Origin of the sequence: Raoultella sp. (genome assembly GCF_039594335.1) — a bacterium.
Lineage (GTDB): Bacteria > Pseudomonadota > Gammaproteobacteria > Enterobacterales > Enterobacteriaceae > Klebsiella.
The window spans coordinates 1-12,974 of record NZ_JBCNNS010000122.1 but is presented as its reverse complement, the minus strand read 5'-3'; the positions used below and the strand labels follow the sequence as shown (position 1 = coordinate 12,974).

The 12,974-nt window shown below is 54.1% G+C and carries 12 protein-coding genes and 4 pseudogenes; 9 read left to right on the top strand and 7 right to left on the bottom strand.

What is annotated here, in order from left to right:
• Positions 1–165 precede the first annotated feature (165 nt).
• The 4 genes and pseudogenes from ACZAHD_RS17875 to ACZAHD_RS17860 form a co-directional block, all read left to right on the top strand.
• Positions 166–390: pseudogene (locus ACZAHD_RS17875) on the top strand (integrase core domain-containing protein); the annotation flags it as partial.
• Between the two features lie 246 nt (positions 391–636).
• A pseudogene (locus tag ACZAHD_RS17870) lies at positions 637–867 on the top strand (DUF2280 domain-containing protein); the annotation flags it as partial.
• A gap of 226 nt (positions 868–1,093) precedes the next feature.
• The gene (locus ACZAHD_RS17865) at positions 1,094–1,471 is read left to right on the top strand and encodes a TonB family protein (protein WP_462457969.1); all 378 of its coding nucleotides are present in this window, start codon (positions 1,094–1,096) and stop codon (positions 1,469–1,471) included.
• A gap of 55 nt (positions 1,472–1,526) precedes the next feature.
• A complete protein-coding gene (locus tag ACZAHD_RS17860; protein WP_462457968.1) occupies positions 1,527–1,919 on the top strand; it encodes a cell envelope integrity TolA C-terminal domain-containing protein in 393 nt (130 codons plus the stop codon).
• 199 nt (positions 1,920–2,118) lie between these two features.
• Here ACZAHD_RS17860 and ACZAHD_RS17855 read toward each other — a convergent pair.
• Together ACZAHD_RS17855 and ACZAHD_RS17850 are read right to left on the bottom strand one after the other, a co-directional pair.
• Positions 2,119–2,492, bottom strand: a pseudogene (locus ACZAHD_RS17855) (ATP-binding cassette domain-containing protein); the annotation flags it as partial.
• Positions 2,493–2,513: 21 nt separating this feature from the next.
• A pseudogene (locus ACZAHD_RS17850) lies at positions 2,514–2,684 on the bottom strand (ABC transporter substrate-binding protein); the annotation flags it as partial.
• Between the two features lie 471 nt (positions 2,685–3,155).
• Here ACZAHD_RS17850 and ACZAHD_RS17845 point away from each other — a divergent pair.
• The gene (locus ACZAHD_RS17845) at positions 3,156–3,377 is read left to right on the top strand and encodes a zinc ribbon domain-containing protein (RefSeq protein WP_462457967.1); all 222 of its coding nucleotides are present in this window, start codon (positions 3,156–3,158) and stop codon (positions 3,375–3,377) included.
• Here ACZAHD_RS17845 and ACZAHD_RS17840 read toward each other — a convergent pair.
• From ACZAHD_RS17840 to xseA, 3 genes are all read right to left on the bottom strand, one after another.
• Complete coding sequence (locus tag ACZAHD_RS17840) at positions 3,374–3,724, bottom strand: protealysin inhibitor emfourin (protein ID WP_462457966.1); 351 nt, start codon at positions 3,722–3,724, stop codon at positions 3,374–3,376. The genes ACZAHD_RS17845 and ACZAHD_RS17840 overlap by 4 nt on opposite strands.
• Positions 3,725–4,750: a M4 family metallopeptidase gene (locus ACZAHD_RS17835; protein ID WP_462457965.1), complete on the bottom strand. Its 1,026-nt coding sequence runs from the start codon at positions 4,748–4,750 to the stop codon at positions 3,725–3,727. It abuts the gene before it with no gap.
• 68 nt (positions 4,751–4,818) lie between these two features.
• Positions 4,819–6,192: an exodeoxyribonuclease VII large subunit gene (gene xseA / locus ACZAHD_RS17830; protein WP_462457964.1), complete on the bottom strand. Its 1,374-nt coding sequence runs from the start codon at positions 6,190–6,192 to the stop codon at positions 4,819–4,821.
• A 158-nt stretch (positions 6,193–6,350) separates the two neighbouring features.
• Here xseA and guaB point away from each other — a divergent pair, with 158 nt between their 5' ends.
• Both guaB and guaA read left to right on the top strand, forming a co-directional pair.
• Positions 6,351–7,817 (top strand): IMP dehydrogenase, encoded by a 1,467-nt coding sequence (gene guaB / locus ACZAHD_RS17825; protein WP_462457963.1) that lies wholly within the window; start codon positions 6,351–6,353, stop codon positions 7,815–7,817.
• A gap of 65 nt (positions 7,818–7,882) precedes the next feature.
• The gene (gene guaA / locus ACZAHD_RS17820) at positions 7,883–9,460 is read left to right on the top strand and encodes a glutamine-hydrolyzing GMP synthase (protein ID WP_462457962.1); all 1,578 of its coding nucleotides are present in this window, start codon (positions 7,883–7,885) and stop codon (positions 9,458–9,460) included.
• A gap of 66 nt (positions 9,461–9,526) precedes the next feature.
• On the opposite strand, the gene ACZAHD_RS17815 is transcribed toward guaA, so the two are convergent.
• Positions 9,527–10,519, bottom strand: coding sequence for a nitrilase family protein (locus tag ACZAHD_RS17815; protein WP_462457961.1), 993 nt, complete (start codon positions 10,517–10,519; stop codon positions 9,527–9,529).
• A 94-nt stretch (positions 10,520–10,613) separates the two neighbouring features.
• Between ACZAHD_RS17815 and ACZAHD_RS17810 the strand changes: the two genes are divergently transcribed.
• Positions 10,614–11,498: a LysR family transcriptional regulator gene (locus ACZAHD_RS17810; RefSeq protein WP_462457960.1), complete on the top strand. Its 885-nt coding sequence runs from the start codon at positions 10,614–10,616 to the stop codon at positions 11,496–11,498.
• A 26-nt stretch (positions 11,499–11,524) separates the two neighbouring features.
• Here the strand turns inward: ACZAHD_RS17810 and ACZAHD_RS17805 are convergent, their stop codons facing one another.
• Entirely contained in the window at positions 11,525–12,730 is a 1,206-nt protein-coding gene (locus tag ACZAHD_RS17805) for an MFS transporter (protein WP_462457959.1), read from the bottom strand.
• Between the two features lie 98 nt (positions 12,731–12,828).
• Between ACZAHD_RS17805 and ACZAHD_RS17800 the strand changes: the two genes are divergently transcribed.
• Positions 12,829–12,974: LysR family transcriptional regulator (locus ACZAHD_RS17800; RefSeq protein ID WP_462457970.1), on the top strand; the 146-nt coding region annotated here is incomplete at its 3' end.

Here is a 12,974-nt window from a genome sequence, read left to right as displayed (position 1 = left end):
CCCGAAAATAACCGTTACGCGCGCATGTCAGTTCCTGGGACACAGCAGACAGGCATGGTATCAGGACAACGCAAGGCGCAGAAAACGACAGGAACACCATGCTCAGGTTCTTGAGTTTGTTGCCCGCGTCAGGTGTCGTCAGCCGCGAACCGGTACGCGTAAACGTCAGATGGTTACGACGGCTACCAGAATGTGCTGGCTGAGCGAGTCAACGGGATACTGAAAAATGAGCTGTTACTCTCGCGTCCAGCAGACCTGGCGCAGGCCAGAACGATGGTAAAAGAATCCGTGGCAATTTATAACCATGAGCGGCCACCTCTGGTCCTGAAATACAAAACGCCCGATGATGTTCATCAGGCGTTTTACAGACAAAAAACTGTCAACCTATAGCAGGACTCGTCACAGGGGCTATCATAAAGACGCAACAAAGCGCATGATTGGCGTGTACACCTACGTGTACCCCATGAGATTTCTTTTTTGTTAGGTGTACAAACTCGATGTGTACCTGACGATTTAAGAGTGTACACCCGACTTATTCCAGGTATTCGCAAATGCCAAAACTCACAGACATGCAGATCCGCGCGTGGATAAAAAGCGGCGAAAGATTTGAAGGTCGCTCTGATGGTAACAGGCTTTAAAGCCTATCGTCTCCGAGTTCTCAACCGCATGGCTGTAAACGCCGAAAGCATGAAGAACTACGGAATGACGGCCAATATTCTGGAGCAGGCCGCCAAGGAGGTTGGCGGAATGTACGCCAGCCGGCTCAATTTTGAGCCGGCCAGCAAAAGCAGAAGTAACGCTCAGGCTAGGGCAGCAGAGCTCAACCCACAGGAAGCCGCTGACGCCTACAAAAAGATGATGAAGTGAATACACTGGCGAGATAATGTTGGTTCACCTCGCTAAATGTTGGTTCAAAATCAGGTAGTGTTGGTTCAATTTTTTGAAAAATATTAAAATAAAACAATGGTCTTTACGTTTTGAGGCAACTGAACCAACCGAACCAACGCATTTTGCATGTATATAGAGAAATTTTTCAAACTAGGCCAAAATGTTACCTTGATGAGGATTATTGTTTTGTAATAATGAGGACAAAATGAAAGGACTTCTCACTCTCCTGCTGCTGCTTAGTATTCCAGTAACATATGCTGCCGAATCACAGTCTATCAAACCTCTCATTACCCCTGTTTATCCAGCTAAAGCCGCCAAAAAAGGGATCCCTGGCAAGGTCAAAGCGCAATTTGACGTAGATGCTAATGGCCTTGTGACAAACATCCAGCTATTAAGCCCAGATCCCTCCGGAATGTTTGATAATGAGATCAGGCAAGTAATGAAAAAATGGCGATTCGTCAAAGGGAAGCCCTCCAGCGGCAACATTTTAACGATCAAATTCTCCCCTGCTGGCACTTCCGAAGAAGTTCCAAAACCAAACCAACCGGGTAGTATTCAAAGCAAGGAAGTCCCTTTTAGATAAGGGAGGGAACGAACAGCTATGGGGTAACTTTTTAGGGGATGCTTCAGGAGTAAGGATGAAAAAAATAATGATGTTGGTCATTCTGACCATTTTTACAAGTAGTTGTACGCCGCTTCATCCTTCTGACTGCCATAAGACTACAGCACTAGGAAGTTGTAGCTCGGGGCGATTCACCGATGATGATGAATACGGCAAACAGGCCAGTGCTATCAAAGTATCCATTGAGTCACAGTTACGCGACCGTTACGCATGGAGCGGTAAAAAATGCAGGATACATATGAGTTTTAGCTATAATGGAAAACTTAACAGTATTACCACGAGTGAAGGTAACAAGCAGTATTGTGCAGCACTGGTTGAGGCTGCCAATCGGGCTGCTTTTCCACCTTTTACCGATAAGAAAATCTATGATGTTTTTTCTCAGTCCCGATTTGATATGAAAGGCGAATAATATTAAGCATCATTAAAAATGATGTACACAGGGGTGTATACAAAAATAGTTTTTTGTTTGTTATTTCATTATATATCAATGCATTTAAACGCTTGATTAAACATATCAAGAAAAGCAAATAAGCTATTTGCCAGCACGAAAATCATAAAGCCCGCATCTGCCGGGCTTTTTTGTCAGGTCAGGGCGGGGAATTCCGGGATTAGGGGGCGATTGGCTCGCTTATCACCGATGACAGTAATAATCGGGTATAGGGGTGACGCGCCTGTTGAAATATCTGCTCGACGCTGCCGGTTTCGACAATTTCACCGGCTCATCGCATACCAGCAGGTCGGGCTCGCTTGCCAGTGCCTGGGCAATGGACACGCGTTGCCGCTGGCCACCGGAAAGAGAAACAGGGCGGCGTGACAGCAGCTCAGGGTTCAGCCCGACCAGAGAGAGTAGCTCCTCGATCCGCTGCTGACGTTGACGGGCGCTGAGGCGAAAATGCAGCCGCAATGGTTGTTCAAGCAGCTGTTCAACGCTGTATTGAGGATCGAATGAACCAAGTGGGTCCTGCACAAAAGTGTACAGCTTGTTATCATTGCTGACTTCTCAACGTTCCGCCAGCCAGGGCGTAAAGTGGTTATCTTCAGCCTGCCCAACCAGTGAATCAAGCACATTGCGGGTCACTAACGCGGCGACGGAATAGGCGGTGGTTGACGGGTCGATAGTGGGCGTATCGCTACTCAGCGCGACATGCAGTATGCCACCAGCCACGGGTTTATCATTGACATCGTTTACCGCCCATGCCGCGGTGCAAAAGCGTCAATCCTGATATCGCGATGGCGCTGGGATGAAACCAGCGGCTCGTTAAAAACGATATTCTCTCACTCGCATTCCTTTATTATTGCCGGATCTATTGGGGTTGCATCTTAGTGAGTGGCAAAGGGGCTGTAAAAGAACAAAAAATCATTCTTATTGCCAGCCAGAACATTTAAACCGGCGCCTTATCGCGTTTTAAACTGAGAGTGAGGGGTAACCGAACCAGGGCTGGGGGAGAGAAAATGACTTCACGCTGAGCAACGCGTTAAGCAACTGCTGTCGATATTTAAGATCTGAACCGTATTGCAGAACCAGCATATTGTTAATGCTATGCATTCAGATATTATTTAAAATCAGTCGCTATTTACCTTGTTAGATTTTTAACTCAATGAAAACGGCGGAGAATATCCTCGTGATCGATATCCGGAGAAAATAATGGAACTCAACTGCCCGGTCTGTGGAAAAACACTCTCAAGCGCGGACAGCGGTGCGCATTGTGAAAGTTGCAATATGGACTTTGCACTGGAAGCCCGCTGCCCGGATTGCCATAAGCCGCTGCAAGTGCTGAAGGCCTGCGGTGCGGTAGATTATTTCTGCCAGAACGGCCACGGGCTGATTTCCAGAAAGCGTGTCGAATTTGTGCCGCTGGCGTCTTAATCGCAAACGCAGCCTTCACCTTTCTGCCAGAGTTCAACCAACGACGGTGGGGCGTCCTCTTCCGGAATCAGCACAATGATGTCGGTATACTGCGCCTGATTGTGCTGCGCCTGGAAAATCTGAATACGAAAATAGCGCCGATCGCCGCAGCCCGGAGAATTGGCTTGCCCTGGCGGCAAGCCGAACGAAAATGACTGCTGCAGAATGTCCTGGATGCGCTGGCGTTGCGTCTGCGTCAGTGATGACAACGTGATTCTGCGTTGTCCGCTTAACCCGGGAATAAACGCGAAGCCGCCTTCTCGCGCCAGCTCTATTACGGCATCATCAGTCAGTTGCGGTACCTTCATTTACAGCACCCCTACGGTTTTCCACGCCTGTTTGATAGCCGCCGCCGTCGCTGTGCCGGAGCGTTTTTCGCCATGTGTGATGGTTAACTGAGCAAAATCCGCGAAATCCGCATCCTGTTTCAACGCGCGATCGCAGACGGCGTCATACCAGGCGTAACCGGCTTGTTCCCAGGCAAAGCCGCCCAGATCGCTGGCAGCAAGATAGAAAGCGTGATTAGGTATACCTGAATTCAGATGAACGCCACCGTTATCCTGCCGGGTGTGGACAAAATCTTTCATATGGGCAGGCTGCGGGTCTTTCCCCAGCAGCGGATCGTCATAAGCGCTACCGGGGTGTGACATTGAACGTAACCCTTTCCCCTGGATCCCCTTGGCTAACAGCCCCTCGCCAATAATCCAGTCTGCCTGATCCGCGGTTTGCTTATGATGATACTGTTTCACGAGGGAACCGAAGACGTCGGAAAGTGACTCGTTCAATGCGCCCGACTGGGCGAAATAGATAAGCCCGGCCTCGCTTTCTGTTACCCCGTGACTGAGTTCGTGGGCGACAACGTCAATCGCTATTGTAAAGCGATTAAAGATCTCGCCATCGCCGTCGCCGAATACCATTTGCTGACCATTCCAGAATGCGTTCTGGTACTCCCTGCCATAATGTACTGTGCCGATAAGCTTCAGACCGCGATTGTCCAGCGAGTCGCGGTGGTAGGTGCGCCAGAAAAATTCATGAGTGATGCCCAGATAATCGTAAGCTTCATCAACGGCCACATCGCCACCGGACAACTGACCTTCAAAGCGCACCTGGGTACCGGGTAAATCCTGGGTCTGTTGCGCATCATAAATATCTCGTTCCAGCTGGCCTGGGGTAGAGACATGCGCGGCTGCGGGCTTGCCGGGAACGTGGGCCATTAGCGCCTGTACGTGGGTCAGCGTTTGCTGTGCGCAGCGCCGCTGAGTCGTGGAACCGTGGTCAACAATTCGCCGCAGAATATAGGGTGGGACAACGCAGCGGTAATGATAATATTGCATATCGCTCTCCTTTATCCGGATGAAACCGTTTAAAAGGGTATGACAGCAGTATAGTGCGCGGGCGGAATTTATTCTTTTTTACGGGGGCGTGTTTTTTTTACCGGGGTGATGGTTTTGACTTCGCTTTCGACCCAGCCATCATTCAGACGAGTGGTCAGCAGATCGCCTGCCTTCACCTGCCTGGTTTGCTTCAACACTTTGCCATCGCTGGCTGAGGTCACGCTATAGCCGCGGGCCAACGTTGCCAGCGGGCTGACGGCCTCCAGGTGAGTAACCGCGTTGCCGAAGCGTTCACGCTGTTCGCTCAGACGGGCGTGAATATTTTCAGCCAGCCGGTATTCCAGTTGCTGAATACGCGTCTGCGCACGGTGAATGCGCGGCTGTGGATTTTGCAGGTTCAGACGCTGAATCACGCGCTGTTGACGCTGATCGGCGCGTTTCATCTGCGTCTCCAGCGCAAGGCGCATCCGCTCCCGTAGTCTTTCCAGCGCGGTTTGCTGGCGCACTAATCGCAGCTGCGGATGCTGTTGCTGAAGACGATGGAACAGCTGGGTAAAACGACGGTGGCGGTTGGCGATAAAATAGTCCATCGCCATCTCCAGACGCTGTTGCCCGGACTGCAGTTGGCGCAGCAGCTCCTGCTGATTGCGGCTGACAATCTCCGCGGCGGCTGAAGGGGTTGGTGCCCGCAGGTCAGAGACAAAATCGGCGATGGTCACGTCGGTTTCATGGCCGACGGCGCTGACGACCGGAATGCGGCTGGCAAAAATCGCCCGCGCCACCCATTCATCGTTAAAGCTCCATAAATCTTCCAGCGAACCGCCGCCGCGGCCCACGATCAGCACATCACACTCCTCGCGAAGGTTGGCTAATTCTATGGCGCGAACGATTTGCCCCGGCGCGTCGTCGCCCTGAACCGACGTTGGGTAGATAACCACCGGCAGCGACGGATCGCGTCTTTTCAGCACCTGCAAAATGTCGTGCAGCGCCGCGCCGCTTTTCGAGGTGATAACGCCCACGCTGCGCGCAGGAGAGGGCAGTGCTTGCTTATGCTGCTGATCGAAAAGGCCTTCCGCCGCCAGCAGCGCTTTTAGCTGTTCATACTTTTGTTGTAACAAGCCTTCGCCGGCAGGCTGCATGCTCTCGACAATAATCTGGTAGTCGCCGCGTGGTTCATACAGCGTGATATTGGCTCGTACCAGTACTTGCTGTCCGTGCTGCGGACGAAAAGTGACCCGACGGTTGCTGTTGCGAAACATCGCGCAGCGGACCTGGGCGTTATCGTCTTTTAAGGTGAAGTACCAGTGGCCGGAAGCGGGCTGGCTGAAGTTTGAGATCTCGCCGCTGATCCAGACCTGGCCCATTTCCTGTTCCAGCAGCAGGCGAACCGTCTGGTTTAGGCGGCTGACCGTGAAAATTGCAGGGGATTGAGATGGCAACATGTGAGCAAGATCAAACTTTAAATCAGCAGGTTATTCAGTCGATAGTAACCTGCTGATGGACGATCGCAAGTATTATTTGCAAAAAAGGGTAGATGCAATCGGTTACGCTCTGTATAATGCCACGGCAATATTTATCCACCCTGGTCGAGATATTGCCCATGCTACGTATCGCTAAAGAAGCTCTGACGTTTGACGACGTCCTCCTCGTTCCCGCTCATTCTACCGTTCTACCGAATACTGCCGACCTCAGCACCCAGCTGACGAAAACTATTCGTCTGAATATTCCTATGCTCTCTGCAGCCATGGATACCGTAACAGAAGCGCGCCTGGCAATTGCCCTGGCACAGGAAGGTGGCATCGGCTTTATTCACAAAAACATGTCCATCGAGCGCCAGGCAGAAGAAGTTCGCCGCGTGAAGAAACATGAGTCAGGCGTGGTTTCCGACCCGCAGACCGTACTGCCTACCACCACCCTGCGTGAAGTAAAAGTGCTGACCGAGCGTAACGGTTTTGCTGGCTATCCGGTTGTGACCGAAGACAACGAACTGGTCGGTATCATCACTGGTCGCGATGTCCGCTTCGTGACCGACCTGAACCAGCCAGTCAGCGTTTACATGACGCCGAAAGAGCGTCTGGTTACCGTGCGTGAAGGCGAAAGTCGCGAAGTCGTGTTTGCCAAAATGCATGAAAAGCGCGTTGAAAAAGCGCTGGTTGTGGATGGTAGCTTCCATCTGCGCGGTATGATTACCGTTAAAGATTTCCAGAAAGCGGAACGTAAACCGAATGCGTGTAAAGATGAACAGGGTCGTCTGCGTGTCGGTGCAGCGGTTGGCGCCGGTGCGGGCAACGAAGAGCGTGTAGATGCACTGGTTGCTGCAGGCATTGACGTGCTGCTGATCGACTCCTCCCACGGTCATTCTGAAGGCGTTCTGCAGCGCATTCGTGAAACCCGTGCTAAATATCCTGACCTGCAAATCATAGGCGGCAACGTGGCTACCGGTGCCGGTGCACGTGCCCTGGCTGAAGCGGGCGTGAGCGCGGTGAAAGTGGGTATCGGCCCTGGCTCTATTTGTACCACCCGTATCGTTACCGGTGTTGGCGTTCCGCAGATTACCGCCGTCTCTGACGCGGTTGAAGCGCTCGAAGGTACCGGTATTCCGGTTATTGCCGATGGTGGTATCCGTTTCTCCGGCGATATCGCGAAAGCCATCGCTGCCGGTGCTGCTGCGGTGATGGTCGGTTCCATGCTGGCGGGTACCGAAGAGTCCCCGGGTGAAATCGAGCTCTACCAGGGCCGTTCTTACAAATCCTATCGTGGTATGGGTTCTCTGGGCGCGATGTCCAAAGGCTCCTCCGACCGTTACTTCCAGAGCGACAATGCCGCGGACAAACTGGTGCCGGAAGGTATCGAAGGCCGCGTTGCTTATAAAGGTCGCCTGAAAGAGATCATTCATCAGCAGATGGGCGGCCTGCGCTCCTGCATGGGGCTGACCGGTTGTGGTACCATCGACACCTTGCGTACTAAAGCGGAATTCGTGCGTATCAGCGGTGCTGGCATCCAGGAAAGCCACGTTCACGACGTGACGATCACCAAGGAATCCCCTAACTACCGCATGGGCTCCTGATTTTCATCGCCCGGTCATGCGCCGGGCGATTTTATTTAATCGCTACTGCTCTGGAATAAACGTCAATGACGGATAACATTCATAAACATCGCATTCTCATCCTGGACTTCGGTTCTCAGTACACCCAGTTGGTTGCGCGTCGCGTACGTGAATTAGGGGTTTATTGTGAGCTGTGGGCCTGGGACGTAACGGAAGCTCAGATTCGTGAGTTCAATCCTAGCGGCATCATTCTTTCCGGCGGCCCGGAAAGCACCACGGAACATAACAGCCCGCGCGCGCCGCAGTATGTTTTCGAAGCCGGTGTACCGGTGTTTGGCGTTTGCTACGGTATGCAGACTATGGCAATGCAGCTGGGCGGCCACGTAGAAGGCTCTCATGAGCGCGAGTTCGGCTATGCACAGGTTGAAGTTGTTACCGATAGCGCGCTGGTGCGCGGTATTGAAGACTCCCTGACCGCTGAAGGCAAACCGCTGCTCGACGTCTGGATGAGCCACGGTGACAAAGTCACCGCGATCCCGTCCGACTTCGTGACCGTTGCCAGCACTGAAAGCTGCCCGTTTGCCATTATGGCGAACGAAGAAAAACGCTTCTACGGTGTGCAGTTCCACCCGGAAGTGACCCACACCCGTCAGGGTATGCGTATGCTGGAGCGCTTCGTGCGTGATATCTGCCAGTGTGAAGCGCTGTGGACCCCAGCAAAAATCATCGACGATGCCGTTGAGCGTATCCGCCAGCAGGTTGGCGATGACAAAGTGATCCTCGGCCTGTCCGGCGGCGTGGACTCCTCCGTGACCGCAATGTTGCTGCATCGTGCAATTGGTAAAAATCTGACCTGCGTCTTCGTGGATAACGGTCTGCTGCGTCTGAACGAAGCCCAGCAGGTGATGGACATGTTCGGTGATCACTTCGGTCTGAACATTGTTCACGTGGAAGGCGAGAAACGCTTCCTGGACGCGCTGGCGGGCGAGAACGATCCGGAAGCCAAACGTAAGATCATCGGCCGCGTGTTCGTCGAAGTGTTCGACGAAGAAGCGCTGAAGCTGGAAGACGTTAAGTGGCTGGCGCAGGGGACTATCTACCCTGACGTGATTGAATCTGCGGCGTCTGCCACCGGTAAAGCACACGTCATCAAATCTCACCACAACGTGGGCGGCCTGCCGAAAGAGATGAAGATGGGTCTGGTTGAACCGCTGCGTGAGCTGTTCAAAGACGAAGTGCGTAAGATTGGCCTGGAGCTGGGACTGCCATACGACATGCTGTACCGTCATCCGTTCCCGGGACCGGGCCTGGGCGTGCGCGTACTGGGCGAAGTGAAGAAAGAGTATTGCGACCTGCTGCGTCGCGCGGACGCTATCTTCATCGAAGAGCTGCACAAAGCTGACCTGTACAACAAAGTGAGCCAGGCGTTCACCGTGTTCCTGCCGGTCCGTTCTGTCGGCGTGATGGGCGACGGTCGTAAGTACGACTGGGTCGTTTCTCTGCGTGCGGTCGAAACCATCGACTTTATGACCGCGCACTGGGCACACCTGCCATATGACTTCCTTGGTCGCGTCTCCAACCGCATCATCAATGAAGTGAACGGCATTTCCCGCGTCGTCTATGATATCAGCGGCAAGCCGCCGGCAACGATCGAGTGGGAATAACTCCCCGGCGTTGTTAAAACGAAGCCCTCTGTTTTTACAGAGGGCTTTTTCTTTCCTACCGCCGGGTTAACGCGCCGTTTTATCGCCGAACTGCGGGACTTCCGTGGAGAAACGTGCTCTGCGAGCATCGCGTTCATAACCCTGATTCTGGCTCAGGATTGCATAGAGCTCGGGGCGTCTGCCGTGAATCCAGCGTCGGCCCGTGGACATGGCCAGCAGGCTTAAATCCAGCGTGGCGCAGACCAGGGTGTCTTCAAACGCATCGGTCTCTTCAATAATGCGGCCATAGGGATCGATAATCATTGCATTTCCGGTACGAACCTCTCCGTTGTCCAGCCCGACGCCATTGCTGAATAAGATAAACATCCCGTTATCATGTGCTCTTGAGGGTAGCCAGCGGAGTAACCATTCCCGACCATTACGCCCCTGGAATGCGGCCTTCAGCGCGTCAGGATCCTGATACCGGTTCTCCCAAAGGGCAACGGGGACTGGCTGCATACCGAACGGGCTGCGGGAGTTCGTACCGCCGGTTTGATGAGGAGCCAGCAGAATATCTGCCCCCAGCAGCGCGGTAGCTCGTGCATTTTCCGTCAGGTTATTATCCCAGCAGATCAGAACGCCAACTTTCACACCCCACGGCGTATCGAAGACGGTGAAGCGATCCCCTCGGTCTATCGCCGGATGTTCAAAGGCGTGCAGCTTACGGTGGATATGTCTCTGGCCATCCGGCATACAAACGACGTAGGTGTTATACAGGCGATCGTCGCTCGCTCTTTCAATCAGCCCCACGCCAATGGCCATCTCATAACTTTGCGCCAGGCGGGCAATTCTCGCCAGGGAAGGACTGTCGTCAATGCGCTCGGCCAACGAGCCCACTTCTTCAGCGCTGAGATCGATAACGTGCCAGTAGCCGGTAATGCACATTTCTGGAAACGCCAGGATGCGTGTACCTTTGCGGGCTGCCTGATGAATAAAGTGTTCCATAATGCCCAGGTTAGAGGATTTATCATTAGCGCGGTGGCAGAACTGTACTGTGGCTACCTGAAGTTCATTGTTCATAGATCTCTTCTCGTTGCGAAAAACTGAGCTCATTACGCCAGCAGAGACGCAGGATGTATAATCACGCTTTCTCCGCGTTTGATAAGGGACTGGAATGGACATCAGATTAATACGGGCGTTCGTCACTCTGGCCCAGCAGCGACGCTACCATACGGCGGCGGACCTGCTTTGTTTGACTCAACCAGCGTTGACGAAACAAATCCAGACCCTGGAACATCTGACGGGCATGACCCTTTTTAAGCGGGGGCGACAGGGGGCCCAACTGACCGCGGCGGGGGAGGCCATCTATTCTCAGGCCTGCCATTTTGTCGAGCAGCACGATCAATTTTGTGCCTGGACGGAGCAGGTCCGGCGCGGGAATATTGGCAGTCTGGCGCTGGGTTTCGGCATCTCGACTTTCCAGATGGCCCCGGCGCAAGTGAAAGCCTTTCGCCAGCAATTTCCCGATGTTGACGTTTCCCTCAACGATATTGCTTCCCACGAGCAGTATCGGATGTTGCTGGCGGGGCAGTTGGATGCCGGGTTTGTGCGTATGCCTGTTCCGGACGAGCTGGAAGTGCAGGCGCTGATGGACGAGAGCCTGGTGCTGGCAGTGCCCGCTAACGCAACGGAGGATCTCTCGGATCTCGCCTCCGTGCTCCGACAGTTCCCGCTGCTGCAAATTAACCCAAAGCGCGGGCGCGGATTAGCAGAGCAAACGGCGCGTTTCCTGCAAATCAACCACCTTACCGCGGACATTGTCGCCGATGCCGACGATATTCATACGCTCATGGCGCTGATTGCCGCCGGAAATGGTGTTTCGTTGCTTCCTGCTGGCGCATGCCATCTGCTGCCAGCAGGCATACAGCTCGTTACCCTGACGGGGGAAGGCGCACGATGGCAGGTTGGCCTTGCCTGGAACCCTCAGGTGGCAGATGCCGTCCGCGATCGTTTTATCGCAATGGTCTGTCGGAAAAACGGGGAAATATCCCCACGTTGAAGAACGTGCAGGTATCGCCACGACATTCAGGAATCGATGGTTGCCGGTATCGTCTCTGGCGGCCGACAGGTCTGGTTCCGGGCTATGGCCAGCGCCAGCCCGGCGACCGCCAGCGTCAGCACTGCGGAAAAACCTAAGCTCCCCTGAATCCCGAACTGCTGATTTAACCAGGCGTAAGCAAATGGTGAGGCGGCAGCCAGCAGTTGGGCGGGGATCAACAGTATACCGGTGCGCCTGGCATACTCCTCGGGGGTAAAAAGCTGTAGCGGTAGCGTGGCCTTAAACACTGTCGTTAACCCATTAATGGCGCCATAGCCCAGCACAAATCCGCCCGCCGCCCAGATGAAACTCGGTCCGCTCAGGCCGAGGGCAAAACAGACGGGCATCAGCAACGTGGTCAGCAGCGTCAGTCGGAGCGGCGTGAGCTGCGAACCCGAGGCGACCTCCAGAAAACGGGCACCGGTCTGGCCAATGCCCCAGAGCATCCCCGCCGCCACGGGCAGACCGTAGTGGGCGATAAATTCCGGCAGGTGGGTGGAGGTTCCGTTAGAAACAAATGTCACCAGCGCGATCAGCGTCGCATACAGCAGGCCAACGCGTCTCTGCTGGTGTGAAGTGGGCCGGTGCGCTTGTTGCCATATCGCTGCTGCGGGCTGCCTGGCGTTCGGCATTCGCCACAGCAACAGCGCGCTGAGCAGGCCCAGAAGACCATAAACCAGCAACGCGTCCCGCCAGCTCATCATCGTCAGCAAAAATGCGCCCAGTGGCCAGAACAGCGCAGAAGCCAGGCCGCCAGCCAGCGTCACGCGGGAAATGGTTAGCCTTGCCTGTTGCCCGTACAGATTCACCAGCGCGGCAAACAGCGTGTCATACAGCGCCAGTCGCATTCCGATACCGGTAATCAGCCAGGCACCCAGCCAACCGGGTAGGGTCGACACTTCGGCCATCGTGAAGCATCCTGCGGCGATCGCCAGGGTGCCGCTGACCACAATTCGCTGGCCGCCAAACCGGGCCAGCAGGCGGGCGACAAACGGCGAGATCAACGCCATTATCAACATGGCGAGCGTCAGGCCGAAGTAGATTTGCGTCGCCGGCCAGCCGGTGTCCTGGCCGATAGCCCGGGCAAAAGTGCCCGGCATATAAAATGAAATTCCCCAGTTAATCAACTGATTGCATCCAGCAGTAAGCGTAAGTATGCCGGATGCGGCGCGCCTGTTTTCAGTGTTTTTCATCGTATCTCAGTCTGTTATGCAGTTGTCGGCAGCATAACCTGCGCGCTATTGTGCAGGCAGGCCCGTCCGTTTATGACCCTTATAAGAGAAACTTTGTGATGACGACGCTTAATCTGGGATACCTGGCGACTTTTCGGCTGGTGGTACAGCGGGGGAGCTTCTCAGCCGCTGCGGATGTGTTGGGACTATCGCAGCCGGCGGTCAGCCTGCAGGTCCGTCAGCTGGAGCAGTTTCTGCAGACCCG

Bases quoted from the DNA above. Each gene is read 5' to 3' on its own strand.
- ACZAHD_RS17835 (WP_462457965.1), bottom strand. From the start codon at position 4,750: ATGCAATATTATCATTACCGCTGCGTTGTCCCACCCTATATTCTGCGG.
- ACZAHD_RS17840 (WP_462457966.1), bottom strand. From the start codon at position 3,724: ATGAAGGTACCGCAACTGACTGATGATGCCGTAATAGAGCTGGCGCGA.
- ACZAHD_RS17845 (WP_462457967.1), top strand. From the start codon at position 3,156: ATGGAACTCAACTGCCCGGTCTGTGGAAAAACACTCTCAAGCGCGGAC.
- ACZAHD_RS17810 (WP_462457960.1), top strand. From the start codon at position 10,614: ATGGACATCAGATTAATACGGGCGTTCGTCACTCTGGCCCAGCAGCGA.
- ACZAHD_RS17860 (WP_462457968.1), top strand. From the start codon at position 1,527: ATGAAAAAAATAATGATGTTGGTCATTCTGACCATTTTTACAAGTAGT.
- ACZAHD_RS17865 (WP_462457969.1), top strand. From the start codon at position 1,094: ATGAAAGGACTTCTCACTCTCCTGCTGCTGCTTAGTATTCCAGTAACA.
- guaA (WP_462457962.1), top strand. From the start codon at position 7,883: ATGACGGATAACATTCATAAACATCGCATTCTCATCCTGGACTTCGGT.
- ACZAHD_RS17815 (WP_462457961.1), bottom strand. From the start codon at position 10,519: ATGAACAATGAACTTCAGGTAGCCACAGTACAGTTCTGCCACCGCGCT.
- guaB (WP_462457963.1), top strand. From the start codon at position 6,351: ATGCTACGTATCGCTAAAGAAGCTCTGACGTTTGACGACGTCCTCCTC.
- xseA (WP_462457964.1), bottom strand. From the start codon at position 6,192: ATGTTGCCATCTCAATCCCCTGCAATTTTCACGGTCAGCCGCCTAAAC.
- ACZAHD_RS17805 (WP_462457959.1), bottom strand. From the start codon at position 12,730: ATGAAAAACACTGAAAACAGGCGCGCCGCATCCGGCATACTTACGCTT.